Below are 16,637 nucleotides of genomic sequence, written 5' to 3'. Positions count from 1 at the left end.
CTTGCCCTTTATTTTTTTATATGTCGCTCTTCAAGTACGTTCAGTACATCATCTAGCGGAAGCTTCTGCTCACGTAATAGCACCATTAAGTGGAATAGCAGATCTGCCACTTCCCATTTTAACTCTCCATGGTCACGGTTTTTAGCAGCAATAATCACTTCCCCAGCTTCTTCACCGACTTTTTTCAAAATCTTGTCAACCCCCTCGGTAAACAGGTACGTTGTATAAGAACCTTCTGGAAGCTCACTTTCACGTTGTGCAATTAAGGCTTCTAATGTATTTAGAATCTGGAAACGATCTTCTGAAACCTGACTCTCTTGCTTTGTGATTGTTTCGCTAAAGCAAGTATAGGCACCTGTATGGCATGCTGGCCCTGCTGGTTGTACAAGGACTAAAATGGCATCTTGGTCGCAATCGTATCTCATTTCCACAACCTTTTGTGTGTTTCCGCTTGTTGCACCTTTATGCCATAGCTCTTGGCGGGAACGGCTGTAAAACCAAGTTTCCTTTGTTTCGATGGTTTTTTTCAACGATTCTTCATTCATGTAAGCCAGCGTTAATACTTCCTTACTAGCTGCATCTTGCACGATGGCAGGCACTAAGCCGTTTTGGTCAAATTTAATTGATTCTATCATCGTACATTCACCCCCTGTTGATCTAAGTATGCTTTAACTTCCTTCACAGATGTTTCTTTGTAGTGGAAAATTGATGCCGCTAGTGCTGCATCAGCTTTTCCTTCTTGAAAGGCATGTAAAAAGTGTTCAGCATTTCCTGCGCCGCCAGAGGCAATCACAGGGACCGATACCGCTTCACTCACTGCCTTATTTAACGCGAGATTAAAGCCGCTTTTTTCACCATCACTGTCCATGCTTGTAAGCAGAATTTCACCAGCCCCACGCTTCACGGCTTCCTTCGCCCACTCAACAACTTCCCACTTTGTCGCATTTCTGCCGCCATGGGTGAAGACTCTCCAGCTTCCAAGCTCTTCATCGTATTTTGCATCGATTGCTACGACAATACATTGAGAACCGAAAAACCCGGCTCCTTCTGTAATTAAATCCGGATTCAATAAAGCAGCAGTGTTAAGAGAAACCTTGTCAGCACCTGCACGCAGGATGCGTTTCATATCCTCTAATGAATTAATACCGCCGCCAACCGTAAATGGAATCGCAAGCTGTGCTGCAACCTGTTCCACAACATCCACCATCGTTTTGCGTCCTTCATGAGAGGCTGAGATATCTAAGAAGACGAGCTCATCTGCCCCTTCTTTGTCATAAAACTTTGCAAGCTCAACCGGATCTCCGGCATCACGGAGCCCTAAAAATTGAATGCCTTTCACAACACGGCCTTCTTTTACATCAAGACAAGGAATAATACGTTTTGTAATCATGATGTTGCGCCTACCTTTAATGCATCTGTTAAACTAAATTGATTTGTATATAAGGCTTTTCCAACGATTGCACCAGCTACACCAGCTTGTTTGTATTCAGAAAGAGTTTCCAAGTCTTTTAGAGAGCTAACTCCGCCAGAAGCAATGACTTGTTTCCCAGTCGCTTTCGCCATTTCCACTACTGCTTCAACATTTGGACCTGACAGCATGCCATCTGTTGCGATGTCTGTGAAAATAAAAACCTCCGCACCAGCATTTGCAAGCTCTTTACCTAAATCAGTTGCTTTGACATTCGATGTATTTAACCAGCCTTCTGTGGATACATAGCCGTCCTTTGCATCAATTCCAATCGCGATTTTTTCACCGTATGCAGCGAGCATTTTTTTTACGAAATCAGGATTTGAGATGGCAGCACTTCCTAAAATAACACGGTCTACGCCATTTGATAGATAATACTCAACATCTTCCTCTGTACGGATTCCGCCGCCAATTTGGATGTTCGCTGATAGTTTTGCAGCCGCATCGATAACATGCTGATGATTCACAAGTTTTCCTTCCTTCGCACCGTCTAAATCGACCATGTGAATCCAGCTGGCACCTTGATCATCAAATTGTTTTGCCATATCGAAAGGAGAATCACCATAGACAGTTTCCTTGTTATAGTCTCCTTGAAGCAATCGAACACATTTGCCTCCGCGCATATCAATTGCCGGATAAATGATAAATTGGCTCATCGTTTTTCTCCCTCCACAAGGTTGATATAATTTTCTAAAATGGCTAGACCTAATTCACTGCTTTTTTCCGGGTGAAATTGTGTTCCATACACATTTCCACGTCCCACAACGGCAGGAACGTCAACACTATAGCTTGCTGTCGCCAGCAGCGTGTCTTCATCTGCAGCGTCAACATAATAAGAGTGGACAAAATAAGCGTAACCGCTGTATAATCCTGCTAACAAAGGACTTTCGTTTTTGATCGTCAAGTTGTTCCAGCCCATATGCGGCACCTTGAACGATTCACCGTTTGCAGACTCAGGAATGCGAATAACTCTGCCCGGTAAAAGAGAAAGACCTTTTGCTTCCCCATTTTCGATACTTTCATCAAATAATAACTGCATCCCAAGACAAATACCTAGTAGTGGTTTTCCCTCTGAAACGACCTTTTGAATAAACTGTGTTAATCCTGTTTCATTTAAAATGGACATCGCATCATTAAATGAGCCAACCCCAGGTAAAATATAGCCATCTGCTTTTGCAAGCTTGTCTTGATCACTTGTTAAAATATAATCAGCATTCATCCGTTCTAACGCTTTGCTGACGCTATAAAGATTTCCCATTCCATAATCAATAATTGCGATCATGCTTATAACATCCCTTTCGTTGAAGGAAGCTTTCCTTCCATACGTGGATCAACCATTGTTGCTTCATCAAGCGCTCTTGCTAATGCTTTGAAAATGGCTTCAATAATATGGTGTGTGTTCCGGCCATAGTGGACAATGACATGTAAATTCATTCGAGCTTCTAATGCAAACTTCCAAAGAAATTCATGCACGTTTTCAGTATCAAAAGTTCCGACTTTTGTGCTTGGAAGCTCTCCTCTGAACTCCAGGTGCGGTCGGTTACTTAAATCGACAACAACTTGAGCCAATGCCTCATCCATAGGAACGAATGCACTTCCGTAGCGCTTAATCCCTCTTTTATCACCTAATGCTTCACGAAGAGCCTGTCCCAAGCAAATTCCGATATCCTCTGTTGTATGGTGATCATCAATCTCAACATCACCATTTGCATCAACAGACAAATCAAATTGCCCGTGCTTTGTAAACAAGTCAAGCATATGATCCATAAATGGTACATCTGTTTTTAAAGAAGATTGACCTGTCCCATCAATTGAAAAGGACAAAGAAATTTGTGTTTCCTTTGTATCGCGTTTAATTGAAGCTATTCTTGTCATTTTGGTTTTTCCTCCTATTTAAGCCTTTCTTCCATTGCACGAGCATGTGCTTCCAAGCCTTCTAATCTTGCAAGCTTTGCCACCTTTGCATAATTGTTATAGAACGCTTGCTCACTATATTGGATGATGCTTGATTTTTTCATAAAATCATCTACATTAAGGGGACTTGAAAAACGAGCTGTTCCATTTGTCGGTAAGACATGGTTTGGTCCTGCAAAATAATCACCAACGGGCTCTGAGCTATAACGACCTAGGAAAATTGCTCCCGCATGGCGAATCTCGTTTAGGCTGGCCAATGGGTTTTCTGTTAGTACTTCAAGATGCTCAGGTGCAAGCTCGTTTACAACCGCAATTGCTGTTTCAAGATCTTCTGCTACGTATATGTGTCCGTACGCTTCAATTGAAGCCTTCGCAATCTCTTTTCTTGGTAATGTATCAACCTGCCGTTCAACTTCAGCCTTTACTTCTTCTGCTTGCTCCATTGATGTTGTCACAAGGATGCTTGATGCCTGTTTATCATGTTCAGCTTGTGATAATAGATCTGCCGCAATTTCGTTCGCTTTTGCTGTTTCATCACTTAACACAACAATTTCACTAGGCCCTGCGATCATATCGATATCAACGTTCCCAAACACTTCTCGTTTTGCTAGGGCAACAAAGATGTTTCCCGGACCCATGATTTTATCAACAGCTGCAATTGTCTCGGTTCCATATGCTAACGCTGCAATTGCTTGGGCTCCTCCAACCTTATAAATCTCTTTAATGCCAAGCTCTTTAGCAGCAACTAGTACACCTGCTGGAAGTGTCCCTTCTTGATTTGGCGGTGAGACAAGTACAATTCGCTTAACACCTGCTACTTGCGCAGGAATGACATTCATTAACACAGAAGATGGATATGCTGCAGTCCCACCTGGTACATACACACCAACTGCGTCAAGTGCAGTCATTTTTTGTCCAAGCATTGTTCCTTCTTCATTATAGCTAAACCAAGATTCTCTCTTTTGTTTTTCATGGAATGAGCGAATGTTACCTGCAGCTTCACGGATGATGTCTACTAGTTCTTGATCTAACGCTTTATATGCTGCTATATATTCAGCTTCCGTTACTTTTAAGGAATCAAGTGAGACACGATCAAATTTTTCTGTATAGGAAAATAACGCAGCATCACCGTCTTCACGAACAGCTGTAATGATCGATTGAACGATTTTTCGTTGTTCTTCTGTTCCGGTATCAATTGTTCTTCTTAAACTAACTTTTTTATCTGTAATTTGAGTAATTTTCATCGATTAGCCCCCAATTACTTTTGATAGACGCTCAACTAATTCATCGATTGGCTCGTCCTTCATCCGGTAACTTACCGGATTAACGATTAGTCGGGATGTAATGTGGCAAATATGCTCAAGCTCGACTAGTCCGTTTTCCTTTAATGTTCGTCCTGTTGATACGATATCAACGATACGCTCTGCTAGCCCAATTAACGGTGCAAGCTCAATCGATCCATTTAATTTAATGATTTCCACCTGCTCACCCTGCTCGCGGAAGTAGCTTGAGGCAACCTTTGGATACTTTGTTGCCACTTTTGGAGCGACATTTGATATTTTCGCATCAGGAAGACCAGCCACTGCCAGGTAGCATTCACTGATTTTCAGATCAAGGACCTCATATACATCACGATCTTCTTCAAGCATCACGTCTTTTCCAGCAATTCCAACATCCGCTACACCATGTTCAACATATGTAACTACATCCATTGGCTTCGCTAAAATAAAGCGAATGTTTTCGTTTGGAACATCTAAAATTAGTTTTCTAGATTCATCGAATTCAGGAGGAAGCTGATAGCCTGCTTTGCGAAGCATGTCTGCTGCTTCTTCAAAAATTCTCCCTTTTGGCATCGCAATTGTTAGCTGTTGATTCATGTTACAGCTCCTCCTTTCTTGAACCGATAAAATAACTTACTTCTTCAAATTTCTTTGTATAGGCATCAACATCTTTAATGCCCGTAATATCCTGCATCACAACGCGTTTATTTGATTGTCTTAGCTCTGTTGCATAGGAAATCGCTTCTGCGCGACGCTCCTGGCTGTAGATGACACATTGAAGTGTTGCTTCCTCTGTAACATTCAGTGCTTCAATTAAACGGTCTAAATGCAGACCAAATCCGGTTGCTGGTGCAGCACGGTTGAACTTTTCAAATAAGTGGTCATAACGTCCGCCATTTCCAATTGGGAATCCAACATGTTCTGCATAAACTTCGAATAAAACGCCTGTATAATAGCTCATATGGCTGACGATATTTAAATCAAGCTTTAAATAATCTGTTACCTTATAAGCCTCAAGTGCATTCCATATTTGTGAAATTTCCTCTAAAGAGGCAAGGGCTTCCTGCGTGGTAACAAGCTCTTTTGCTTCATTTACTTTTTCGATACCGCCGCGAAGGGTTAGTAATGTAAATAAACGCTCTTTATCAATAGAGGATAAAGGTAAGCTTTTTACATGTTCACGATAGCCCACATAGTTCTTCTCATAAAGGAAACGTCTTAATACATCCGCACGTTCTTGGTTTCCTAATACTTCTTTGAAAAGGGCATTCGCATAACCAATATGACCGATCGCAATTTTAAAGTTTGGCAGACCTGCCTTCTTTAATACTGAAACCATCAAGGCAATCACTTCGGCATCTGCACTTGATGTACCATCACCAATTAATTCCACCCCAACTTGTTCAAATTCAGCTGGACGCCCCCCTTCATGCTGTTGAGCACGGAATACATTTGCTGAATAGGCAAGCCGTTGCGGATATAGATTGTTAAATAGTTTTGAGGCTGCCACACGTGCAATTGGTGCTGTCATATCTGGACGAAGCACGAGTGTATGGCCTTGTTGATCTAGCAATTTAAAAAGCTGCTGATCTAAGATGGCTGATTGAACACCAACTGTTTCGTAATATTCTAGTGTTGGTGTTTCGATAAATTCAAAGCCCCATCCTTCAATTTCGTTTGTCATTTTATTGCGGGTTTTCTTTTTTACTTCATATAAATTTGGTAATGTATCAACCATTCCAAGCGGTTTTTCAAACATAAACATGTGTGTCTGTACCCCCGTCATTGAATACTTCGTTAATTTTCAGAATCCTTTACTTCGCTAATATGCTAATATATTACCAAAGTGAAGAAAGGATTTCAAGGAATTACTAGTTTTTAGGATAGATTTGTTGATTTTACTTATTATTCTGACTTTTGAGTGTTTAAACAAACGTTTAATTAAGATAAGTTTACACCTTGATGCTATGTAAGAATGATTGTCGTTGGTTGATTGCAGCTTCAGGATGCTCGCTTTCCGCGGGGCGGGCGGTGAGCATCCTCGCCGCTTTGCGCCTGTGGGGTCTCACCTGTCCCGCTACTCCCTCAGGAGTCTCGCACCTTCCGCTTCAATCAACCTAAATAGTTTCTGCTAAAGAGCCCCTTAATAAAAATGACAAACATCTAAAAGAAAAAGCTACTAGTCAATACTAGCAGCCTCTTCTCTTTTGGCCAGCTCTTCTTTTGTATAAATGATGTTCATCGGATTTCCACCTACAAATGCACCAGGCGGGACATCTTTGTGGACAAGGGTTCCTGCTGAAACGATAGCACCGTCACCGATTGTTACACCTGGTAAAATCGTTGTGTTTGCTCCGATCATGACCTCGTCCCCAATATGAACATCACCGAGTCGGTATTCTTTGATCAAATATTCATGGGCGAGAATCGTTGCGTTATAGCCGATTACGGTGTTTTTTCCGACCGATATTTTTTCAGGAAACATCACATCAAGCATGACCATCAGCGCAAACGACGTTTGATCACCGATCTTCATATGTAAAAAAGTGCGGTACAACCAGTTTTTCACGGCTAAAAAAGGTGTGTAGCGTGCAATCTGGATAACGATAAAGTTTCGAACAACCTTCCAAAATGGTACGGTTTTATACACATGCCAAAGGGAATTGGCACCTGAAACAGGATATCTTGTTGTCCGCCTCACATTACTTCACTCCAACAATTGGAAGTAAATCACTCATTTTTTCAAGTAAATAATCCGGGTTGTAACTGCTAATATACTCTCTACCTTTGATACTCCAAGCAACACCGGCTGTTTTTGTACCAGCATTTTTCCCTGCTTCAACATCATGATGATTATCTCCTACCATGATCGCTTCCTCCGGCTTGGAGTCCAGCTGTGCCAATGCTTTTAAAACAGGCTCTGGATGGGGCTTTGCGTTCTCAACATCATCAAGTGTGACGACAACATCAAAGAACTGATCAAGCTTTGTAAGGCTTAGGCCCATATTTACAGTATCACGGATTTTTGTCGTCACAATGCCTAGCTTGAATCCATGCTCTTTAAGGGCTCGAACTGTTTCAAAAACCGTTTCATATTCTGTTACAAGCACATCATGCTGCTCATGGTTAAACTTTCGATACACCTTTACCATTTCTTCTGTTTTTTCAGGATTGATGCTGTTAAACGTATCATATAAAGTCGGACCTATAAACGGCAGAACATCTTCTCTTTTGTATTCGTTTGGATAATACGAATGTAGTGTGTGGAGAAAGGATTCAATAATTAATTCATTTGTATTGATTAATGTTCCATCTAGGTCGAATAATAGTGTGTTAATTTTCATACGTCGCTTCCTTTCTTCTAGGTGTTGATTCAAGTTTTCGCCAAATCGCTGCAATGGTCATGGTTAGGATAATCGCTACAGACAAACGAGTCACTAGCAAAGGCCATACAGGAATTCCTAATGGAATAAAAATTAAAGTATCCTCTACAACGGCGTGACAAGATACGAGAAAAATAAAAGCTAGTGTTAAATCTTTATAGCTTACTCCATCTTCTTTTACCGCCTGAATCATGACACCTGCACCATATGCTAATCCGATTGTTAATCCGGCAACTAAAGTCATCGATGTATTTTCTTTCATTCCAAGCATTCTCGTAACTGGTGCCATCCAGCGAGTAAATACGTCTAATAATCCATAATCCTTAAGTAATTGAATGACAACCAATAGAGGAATCACAATTAAAGCTAGCTGTATGATTCCTAGTGTTGCTTTTTGTAAAGCTAGCCCGATAATTTCAAGCCATCCATTTGGATTGTCACTTGATTGGCTAACAAACCCATATTGAGCCGTTTCGCCTCCACCTTGCCATGTCAGATTTACCACAATAGCAGAGACAAACGCTAATCCAAGCCTTACGAGCAAAATAATCCACAGTTTTAATCCAACTTTTGCAGCAACAGTTGATTCTACAAGTAAATTATGTGAAAACGAAAGCATTAGCGCTAAAATAAAAACTTCCTTCACTGTTAACTCAAGGGAGAAAATTGCTCCAATTCCAGCATAAAGATTAAGGAAATTTCCAATAACAAGTGGAATTGCTGCTTCGCCCGATAATCCAAAAATCCGCATCAATGGGGATATGAGCTGAACAATCCATCCTAAAACAGGTGTATATTGCAGCAAACTGACAATCAATGTAATTGGAAAAATTACTTTACCTAATGTCCAGGTTGTTTGCAGACCAGCCTTCAGGCCTGTTTTCAAGCTATTCACCACTATAACCCTCTCCCTTGGTGTCCATATTTGATTGGCTAGGGTTTATCCCATTCTTAACGGGCAGTAAGTCCTCTCCTTCAAGCTTCTAAGTTTACAATGAAGAAAAGCAGGGGATAACTGCCCGTTAAGGTCCGATGGGTTCAACCAACCATCAGTAGGGGATGAAGCCCCCACACTGATGGAAGTTTCACTTTATTGACTAGCATCTAAATATCGTTCATTAGAATATCCCTTCATTCGGCGGTAAATCATGACTCCTACCGCAATAATGATGAGAACAATTGAAATCACCTGTGCGATTCGCAACGTATCCGTCAACATTAAACTGTCTGTTCTAAGTCCTTCGACAAAGAATCGGCCAATTGAATACCAAATCACATAGGTTATGAAAAGCTCTCCACGTCTAAAGTTTGCCCTGCGAAGCAACATCAGACCGATAAACCCGACAAGACTCCATAATGATTCATATAAAAATGTCGGGTGATAATATTGACCATTTATATACATTTGATTCACGATAAAATCAGGTAAAAACAGACCTTCTAAAAACTCTCTTGTTACAGGTCCTCCATGTGCTTCCTGGTTCATAAAATTACCCCAACGACCAATTGCTTGACCTAAAATAATACTTGGTGCCGCAATATCGGCTAATTTCCAAAAAGAAATCTTTTTTATACGGGCAAATACAGCCCCTGTAATAAATGCAGCGATTAATCCTCCGTGAATCGCAAGTCCGCCATTCCATATTTTAATAATGTCACCTGGATTTTGAGAATAATAATCCCACTGAAAGATGACATAATAAATTCTTGCCCCTATGATGGCAATTGGAATAGCAAACAGCACAAGGTCCACAAACGTGTCTTTATGTAATCCACGTCTTTCACTTTCCTTCACTGCGATGTATAGCCCAAGTAATGCACCGAGACCAATAATCACTCCATACCAGTGAATTTGCAGTGGCCCAAGTTCCAGAAAAATCGGATCAAGAGGCTTGATACTCTCTTCCATTTCTTCATCTCCCTATCTGCGTATGATTGTTGCTTTCTCTAATTTCTTCACCCAGGAGATGGTATAAAAACACAATCATACTTATTTTACTTGTTTTATATATAGATATCTACCTAATACTTCCATTTAAGAAGCAGAATATTCCCAATTCCACTGTCAAATACATTCATTTGATGAGAGCTTATTCCTCTTCATGATCTCCTTCTTCAATCACACCAGCCAGCTTGTTTGTAAACTGCTCAGCTGCATTAACACCCATTCTTTTTAAACGGTGGTTCATGGCAGCTACTTCGATGATAACCGATAAGTTTCGTCCAGGACGAACAGGAACGGTTAGCTTTGTAATATCTGTATCAATGATTCTCATTTTATCTTCTTCAAGGCCCAAACGGTCATATTGTTTATTTTGATCCCATAGTTCGAGATTAATAACTAGTGTGATGCGCTTGAAGCTTCGAACAGCACCTGCACCAAATAGTGTCATCACATTGATGATTCCCAGTCCTCTAATTTCTAATAAATGCTCAATTAACTCTGGTGCACTACCGATTAGTGTGTCTGTGTCTTCCTGACGAATTTCTACACAATCATCGGCAACAAGACGGTGTCCACGTTTTACAAGCTCAAGTGCTGTTTCACTTTTTCCGACTCCGCTTTTTCCAATGATTAAAACCCCGACACCATAAATATCAACCAATACACCGTGAACAGCGGTTGTTGGAGCTAATTTTCCTTCTAGAAAATTCGTTAAATGGCTCGATAAACGAGTTGTTTTCATCGGTGAGCGTAATACAGGAACTCCTTCTCGTTCAGATGCTTCAATTAGCTCGTGAGGAGTTTCCATTTCTCTTGTCACAATGATTGCAGGGGTTATATCTGTACAAAGCTCGTCCATGCGATGCTTCTTTTCTTGTGGAGATAGCTGATGGAAAAACGATAGCTCTGTTTTTCCAAGTAATTGAACACGTTCTTTTGGATAGTATGTAAAAAAGCCGGCCATTTCAATTCCAGGACGTGACAAATCACTGGTTGTAATCGGACGATTGATTCCTTCTTCCCCACTTACAATTTCAAAATTAAATTTATCAACAAGATCTTTTGTGCGAACTTTTGGCATGATGTATCCTCCTTTATGTACATGAAAAGCAAATGATCCTTAATTTCTTTTAGTTTTGGCTGTTTCCACAAACTTTGTTGCGCTGTATCAAGTATTTGGGATGGTTGATTTCCACTCCAGGATGCTCGCTTTCCGCGAGGCGGGCGGTGAGCATCCTCGTCGCAAAGCTCCTGTGGGGTCTCACCTGTCCCGCTCCCGCGGAGTCTCGCACCTTTCGTTCCAATCAACCTACATTGGTTTTTTGTTACAAAAACTATTTAGAAACAACAATTTTTTTAGAAAAGAGCCTTTTACTTTTTTGAAACTTCTGTCTCTATTCTAGCACTAGTGTCATACTTTCCAAAATAAAAATTAATCAAAACATCTTCATATATTCTTCGCTACTCCTTTCTCTAAAACTCCTATATAAAGGATGAAATTGTTAATTAGGAGGAGAAGAGATGAAAATAGTGATTGATGCAGGACATGGGTATGGAACACCTGGTAAACGCACGGTTGATGGAATGAAGGAGTATGAGTTTAATCGTGCTGTTGCCAACGAAATGAAGAAGCTGTTGCTGCATTATGAAGGAGTCACCGTATTGTTCACACATTCTGACCAACGTGATGTACCTTTGAATGAGAGGACCGTAAAGGCAAATCGTGAAAAAGCTGATTTATTTATTTCCATTCACGCAAATGCCCATGGCAGCGGGAAGGAATGGACAAGTGCTGAGGGAATTGAAACCTATGTGTATACAACAAAACCTCGCGCTGCTTACCAATTAGCCAAAACGGTACAGGATGAGCTCATTCAACACACGTCACGAAAAAACCGTGGTGTGAAAACAGCAAATTTTCATGTGTTGAAAGCAACAACCATGACAGCGATCCTATGTGAGTGCGGATTTATGACAAACAAAGCAGAGGCAGCCTTGCTTCGGGCCTCTCATTACCGCACGACATGTGCAAAAGCGATTGTAAAAGGAATTGAGAGATATTATAAATTACCCAAAATAACAAACCCCACTCCTCTTTACAAAGTTCAAGTCGGCGCATTCACTAATAAAAAAAATGCTGCAGCTCTAGCAAAAGAACTAAAATCAAAAGGATATGAGTCGATAATCGTACAGTAAGTTTCAACTATTTGAGGGACAGTCACTTGAAGGACTGCCCCTTTTTTATTTATCCCACTCATAACAGACAGTAAGCCTCATGCTGATGGTAGTTTCACTTTATCGATTTTTATCCACCGCTACCTTCTGATCTGGCAGCTGCTTATAGATGTTCAATTCAAAATAGGTTGTTGAAATCATTTTCTTTGTTTTTTCCACATTAATATCCATTGTGAATTGTTCTTTTTCAGGATGTTTCTTAGGGTTATAATAATAATACTTATTCGTGTATGGAGAATAGGTTCTCATATCAATTGTGTTTGTTTCTTCATCCACATGCAGCAACCGGAGAAAGCCGCTTCCACCTTCAGGAGCTTTTTGGTAATCAGCAAGAATTTGATAGACTTTCCGATCGATCGACCCATCACCGTCATCATCAAGCTCATCAATATTAAGCTGACTGCTATGATAATGGCCGCAAAGCACAGCAACAACATTTTGATTTGGTTTTACGACCTTTTTAAAAACATCTTCCCCCTTATGGCTTCGATCACCGTTTTTTTTCAAATATTCATGGAATGAAAGAATGGCTGTGCGATCAGAATATCGCTCAAGTACTTGATTGAGCCACTCAATCTCCTTTTTTCCAATTCCCCAGCCCATATAAACAAAGACATAGTCTTTTCCATTAGCTGAAATTAAATCATAATGTCCTCTGTTTTGATCAAAGGATTCACCATAATAAGATTTTTTCTTAAACCGCTTTTCTCCAAAGTATGTCTTATATCGGTTAAAGTCATGTCCCTCATCATGGTTGCCAGGCAATACACCGTATGGAATACGCGCCACATCCAAGGTGTTCATATAAGCACTTGCCCGCTTCCATTGACGTTCATCGTTACCCTTATTCACAATATCTCCTGTATGAAAAACATATTTGATATTCATGACATCTCTATTCTCGGCAATCCATTCGGTAATTGAATTAAAAATCGAAGGATGGTTTTGCGCATAATATTGTGTATCTGACATCCACACAAACGAATAATCATAGCTTTTTGATTTCTGTGAAAGCTGGTCTTGAACAATCACACTCACTTTTCGGTTTTGAACATATTCCTCTGCTTTTACCGTTCCTTTTAACTCAATGAAGGAATCACCAGCTACCACACCTTCTATTTCCATCCATTTTCCTTTTAAAACATTCCATCCATACATGGTAACTTGTCTTCCAGGTAATGATTTTCCCTTCCAATAAAGTGTGATATTATCAGATGGTTTTACGTCCCGGTTCACTTTCACATCAAAACGATGATAAGGGAATTCAACATTTGAATGTAATTCATTTTCAGCTGTATTCATCCTTTTTAAAGAAAGATATTTTTCTTTGGAAAATTCACGCTCTCCTATTGGAGAATACGAGCGAGGAGGCTCTGTTTTTGCAGTATTTTCACTCACCATCATGTCACCTTTATCTGTTGAGGTGTATTGATGAGCATGAAAATAATTTTGTGGAGCACTTGCTTCTACACTAAAAGAAGGAATGTCGTTGCCACTCATCGGTACGATAGCAGGTAATAGAAAGGTTAAACACATAATCGTCCATAGTTTCTTAAGCTGTTGTTTATGCATGCTACTCACCCAACTATAGTATGTGCAGGTTTTTGTTTTTTATAAGAAAAGCGTAAGCGCCTTAAACAGCCTAGGGCAAATAAGACGAATTGGAATAGAAGGTGTTCTTTGCCTTCAAGTCAAAATTGGCTAGACCCTAGAGACAGTCAAATACACGACGTCAATCTCCATGACTGCACTTGCACGTCCTGTGCGATCTAAGGCTAGGCGCTGGAGCTAGAAACAAAAAACTAAGTATAAAATTGTTTCATTTCTTCCTTTACTAGAAAAGAAGTCAGGGGAGTAAAAAATATGTATTCGTTTGGACAAAAAAAAGAGTGAGATGGACCTCAACTCTTTTAGTTGTTTCACTTTATTTATCCTTCTGCATCGGTTCTACGATCCCCTTTTGAATCATTAGATTCAGGATCGATATAAAAATAGCTGCGAGTAGTGCAGTACCAAAGCCATCAATCATAAACGCATCACCCATTAGCCCTTCTGTGATCATAAGTGTTACAGCATTGATGACAAAAAGAAATAAACCTAGAGTTAAAACAGTCACTGGTAAGGTTAATAGAATAAGGAATGGTTTGACAAGGACATTAAGGATCGACAAAATGAAGCTTGCACCTATTGCTGCCCAAATGCCGCTTAAATAAAACGAATCAAAAAATCCTGCCACGACAATTAAGATGAGAGCATTGACGAGAATGCTCGCTATCCATCTTTTCATTTTATAAAATATCCGTTTCTTCTGGTATTAAGAATATGGAAACCACATAGATGATGCCCAATGGGAAGAATCCAGTGAAAAGCAGGGCAACAACGAATAAGATTCGTACTAAAGATGCGTCCATTCCTAAATATTCCGATAAACCACCTAAAACTCCAGATAATTTTTTATTTTGACGAGATCGAGTTAGTTTTTTCAATTTTCATCATTCCTTAAGTTATTTAATCTCGATTGACCCTGTTTTTGAATCAGCGAAAAGAGTCATTTTTGCTTGCTGAGCTGTGCGGAACTTAAGTTCTTTTTGAATGGTCTCATTTTTCTCGAAGGAAACCTCTACATCCTTAAGATGTGTTGCAAGTGATCCTAGATTTGATTTTAGCTCTCCAACGACCGCACTTTTTTCAGGAATTGAGATATCAATATTCCCGGTAGCTGTTTTTGCATATAAGGTTTCACAACTGTCATCGTTTAGCTTTAGCTGCACATTTCCATTAAAACTCTGAGCATCTACTTTTTCAGCTGAGCCATTAAATTGAATGTGACCGCTAATTGTTTCCATTTCCAGCTTATCAAACTGAGCATCTGATAATTTAATTTGCCCATTTGCTGTTTCAAATTCTCCTTTTGCACCATTAAGGGACGAAAAAGAGATTACACCATTGACTGTCTTTACTTTCATGGTTTCTACTTTTAAATTTTCCCCTCTAATTGGTCCGTTAAACAATTTTACTTTTACTTGTTCGTATGATTGCTCTGGAACTCTGATCATCAGATTTACTTTCATTGTTTTTTTCTCGGTGAAAAACACAAATCGGTTTCCTTCAATTTGGCAATCAACGCCAGCTAAAAAGGTTTCTCTTGCCTGCTCTGTATTTTCTACGCGAAACACCTTAACATCACATTCAACTCGAACATCGTTTTCAGACCATGGCTCAAGGTTTACACTGCCATTAGAAAGCTGAATATCAATATCTTGAATTGAGCTGTCTTGGAACTGGAAAATATGTTGAAGCCCAATTGATTTCCCAAAATTTAAATCCAAGTCCATATCCTTTACTTTTTTGACGGCTGAATCTACCCAATCCATTAATTTATTACCTATTGATTGCTTATGTTCTGCAGATTCGTACTGACTATATGAGGATTTTTCTCCAAACACCTCTGTGGACAACGCTGTAATTTTTTCCTCTCTCACTGTTTCTTCTTTTTCTAAGGCTTCAATAAGTGACAAGGCTTCATCCGCTGAAAGTTTTCCTTCTTCCACTAATCGTAAAATTCGTTTTCTTTGCTCTTTCATCAAAACTCCCCCTTAGGATTCCTTTGTAAAAATTCTAATCCCTTTTACAATGTTCCAGATAAACACAATGATATTAATTAAGCCGACTAGCACAAAACTTATAATCATACTAAAAATAACGGTATTTTCTGATGGATTGGAACCTACTGTAAAGAAAAACATGATGATGAAACCTATAATAGACAAGAACGGAATAATATGTGATACAATCGCTTTTTTGGCATGCTGCTTCACTTCCTGATGATCTACAACAAAATAAATGATTATGGGTAATAAAAATGGAGCAAATAACACACTAAAATAATTTAACGAAGCTAGGAATTTATTCGTATTATCCATTTCCTTCACTCTCCTTATCTTTAGTACGTATGAAAGAGGAAGAGGTTTCAGTATTCATTGATGAAATTTATATTTATGTACATATTGGGAGATAGGAGGAAATCTAAAGAGGCTGCATAAAAGTCATATAAACTCCCTACATCATTAAATTGGCTATTATGATGAATAAGATGGCTATGGTAAAGAATGAGATAAAAAAATAGCCAAAATATCTTAGAGGCTTAGGCAGCTTTTTTAAGTCTATGTCAGATGGGTATCCTTCAATATTACTCATATGCTCTGATGCATCGTTAAAAGGTTTTCTTTCGGACATTATATTCCTCCTTTCATCTTATGAACATGATTTATACTTAACCACTAGATAGCGATCAGCATCATCTAACCTTTTATTTAAGTATAGGGTAAATACATATAATTCCAAAAGCATATTTTTCGACCTTATAAGCTAAAATCTTCAAATTCGCAACATCATCATTAAAAAAACAGACC

20 protein-coding genes are annotated in these 16,637 nt (G+C 39.5%); 1 reads left to right on the top strand and 19 read right to left on the bottom strand.

Annotated features, from left to right (window positions below; all coding sequences use genetic code 11):
* Window positions 1-8 precede the first annotated feature (8 nt).
* From hisIE to hprK, 13 genes are all read right to left on the bottom strand, one after another.
* On the bottom strand, window positions 9-635 hold the full coding sequence (hisIE, locus tag AC4GZ8_RS13835) for a bifunctional phosphoribosyl-AMP cyclohydrolase/phosphoribosyl-ATP diphosphatase HisIE (RefSeq protein WP_491082463.1): 627 nt from the start codon (window positions 633-635) through the stop codon (window positions 9-11).
* Window positions 632-1,390 (bottom strand): imidazole glycerol phosphate synthase subunit HisF, encoded by a 759-nt coding sequence (gene hisF / locus AC4GZ8_RS13830; RefSeq protein ID WP_491082461.1) that lies wholly within the window; start codon window positions 1,388-1,390, stop codon window positions 632-634. The genes hisIE and hisF overlap by 4 nt, the downstream gene beginning before the upstream one ends.
* The gene (gene hisA / locus AC4GZ8_RS13825; protein ID WP_491082460.1) at window positions 1,387-2,124 is read right to left on the bottom strand and encodes a 1-(5-phosphoribosyl)-5-[(5-phosphoribosylamino)methylideneamino]imidazole-4-carboxamide isomerase; all 738 of its coding nucleotides are present in this window, start codon (window positions 2,122-2,124) and stop codon (window positions 1,387-1,389) included. The genes hisF and hisA overlap by 4 nt, the downstream gene beginning before the upstream one ends.
* Window positions 2,121-2,756: an imidazole glycerol phosphate synthase subunit HisH gene (gene hisH, locus AC4GZ8_RS13820; protein ID WP_491082516.1), complete on the bottom strand. Its 636-nt coding sequence runs from the start codon at window positions 2,754-2,756 to the stop codon at window positions 2,121-2,123. The genes hisA and hisH overlap by 4 nt, the downstream gene beginning before the upstream one ends.
* Window positions 2,753-3,343, bottom strand: a complete 591-nt coding sequence (gene hisB, locus AC4GZ8_RS13815; protein WP_491082459.1) for an imidazoleglycerol-phosphate dehydratase HisB — start codon at window positions 3,341-3,343, stop codon at window positions 2,753-2,755. Before hisB ends, hisH begins: the two co-directional genes overlap by 4 nt.
* Before the next feature lie 14 nt (window positions 3,344-3,357).
* Complete coding sequence (gene hisD / locus AC4GZ8_RS13810) at window positions 3,358-4,626, bottom strand: histidinol dehydrogenase (protein ID WP_491082458.1); 1,269 nt, start codon at window positions 4,624-4,626, stop codon at window positions 3,358-3,360.
* A 3-nt stretch (window positions 4,627-4,629) separates the two neighbouring features.
* Entirely contained in the window at window positions 4,630-5,259 is a 630-nt protein-coding gene (gene hisG, locus AC4GZ8_RS13805; RefSeq protein ID WP_491082457.1) for an ATP phosphoribosyltransferase, read from the bottom strand.
* 1 nt (window position 5,260) lies between these two features.
* On the bottom strand, window positions 5,261-6,427 hold the full coding sequence (locus tag AC4GZ8_RS13800; RefSeq protein ID WP_491082456.1) for an ATP phosphoribosyltransferase regulatory subunit: 1,167 nt from the start codon (window positions 6,425-6,427) through the stop codon (window positions 5,261-5,263).
* Between the two features lie 414 nt (window positions 6,428-6,841).
* The gene (locus AC4GZ8_RS13795; protein ID WP_491082454.1) at window positions 6,842-7,363 is read right to left on the bottom strand and encodes an acyltransferase; all 522 of its coding nucleotides are present in this window, start codon (window positions 7,361-7,363) and stop codon (window positions 6,842-6,844) included.
* A gap of 1 nt (window position 7,364) precedes the next feature.
* On the bottom strand, window positions 7,365-8,006 hold the full coding sequence (ppaX, locus tag AC4GZ8_RS13790; RefSeq protein ID WP_491082453.1) for a pyrophosphatase PpaX: 642 nt from the start codon (window positions 8,004-8,006) through the stop codon (window positions 7,365-7,367).
* Complete coding sequence (locus tag AC4GZ8_RS13785) at window positions 7,996-8,943, bottom strand: nucleoside recognition domain-containing protein (RefSeq protein ID WP_491082452.1); 948 nt, start codon at window positions 8,941-8,943, stop codon at window positions 7,996-7,998. Before AC4GZ8_RS13785 ends, ppaX begins: the two co-directional genes overlap by 11 nt.
* 192 nt (window positions 8,944-9,135) lie before the next feature.
* Window positions 9,136-9,954, bottom strand: coding sequence for a prolipoprotein diacylglyceryl transferase (gene lgt / locus AC4GZ8_RS13780; RefSeq protein ID WP_491082451.1), 819 nt, complete (start codon window positions 9,952-9,954; stop codon window positions 9,136-9,138).
* A 181-nt stretch (window positions 9,955-10,135) separates the two neighbouring features.
* Window positions 10,136-11,071 (bottom strand): HPr(Ser) kinase/phosphatase, encoded by a 936-nt coding sequence (hprK, locus tag AC4GZ8_RS13775; protein ID WP_491082450.1) that lies wholly within the window; start codon window positions 11,069-11,071, stop codon window positions 10,136-10,138.
* A 440-nt stretch (window positions 11,072-11,511) separates the two neighbouring features.
* Between hprK and AC4GZ8_RS13770 the strand changes: the two genes are divergently transcribed.
* The gene (locus tag AC4GZ8_RS13770; RefSeq protein ID WP_491082449.1) at window positions 11,512-12,186 is read left to right on the top strand and encodes an N-acetylmuramoyl-L-alanine amidase; all 675 of its coding nucleotides are present in this window, start codon (window positions 11,512-11,514) and stop codon (window positions 12,184-12,186) included.
* 99 nt (window positions 12,187-12,285) lie between these two features.
* Here the strand turns inward: AC4GZ8_RS13770 and AC4GZ8_RS13765 are convergent, their stop codons facing one another.
* From AC4GZ8_RS13765 to AC4GZ8_RS13740, 6 genes are all read right to left on the bottom strand, one after another.
* Complete coding sequence (locus tag AC4GZ8_RS13765) at window positions 12,286-13,797, bottom strand: metallophosphoesterase (protein WP_491082448.1); 1,512 nt, start codon at window positions 13,795-13,797, stop codon at window positions 12,286-12,288.
* Window positions 13,798-14,149: 352 nt separating this feature from the next.
* Complete coding sequence (locus tag AC4GZ8_RS13760) at window positions 14,150-14,512, bottom strand: phage holin family protein (RefSeq protein ID WP_491082447.1); 363 nt, start codon at window positions 14,510-14,512, stop codon at window positions 14,150-14,152.
* A 1-nt stretch (window position 14,513) separates the two neighbouring features.
* Window positions 14,514-14,711: a PspC domain-containing protein gene (locus AC4GZ8_RS13755; protein WP_491082446.1), complete on the bottom strand. Its 198-nt coding sequence runs from the start codon at window positions 14,709-14,711 to the stop codon at window positions 14,514-14,516.
* 18 nt (window positions 14,712-14,729) lie between these two features.
* Window positions 14,730-15,809, bottom strand: a complete 1,080-nt coding sequence (locus tag AC4GZ8_RS13750) for a DUF4097 family beta strand repeat-containing protein (RefSeq protein ID WP_491082445.1) — start codon at window positions 15,807-15,809, stop codon at window positions 14,730-14,732.
* Between the two features lie 12 nt (window positions 15,810-15,821).
* Entirely contained in the window at window positions 15,822-16,148 is a 327-nt protein-coding gene (locus tag AC4GZ8_RS13745; protein ID WP_491082444.1) for a magnetosome magnetite crystal formation protein family, read from the bottom strand.
* A gap of 136 nt (window positions 16,149-16,284) precedes the next feature.
* The gene (locus AC4GZ8_RS13740) at window positions 16,285-16,461 is read right to left on the bottom strand and encodes an amino acid transporter (protein ID WP_491082443.1); all 177 of its coding nucleotides are present in this window, start codon (window positions 16,459-16,461) and stop codon (window positions 16,285-16,287) included.
* Window positions 16,462-16,637: the final 176 nt, after the last annotated feature.

The organism is Metabacillus sp. RB-C-LZQ-3-1, assembly GCF_058315175.1.
Note: the sequence above shows the minus strand (reverse complement) of the source record. Positions and strands in the feature narration are given on the sequence as shown.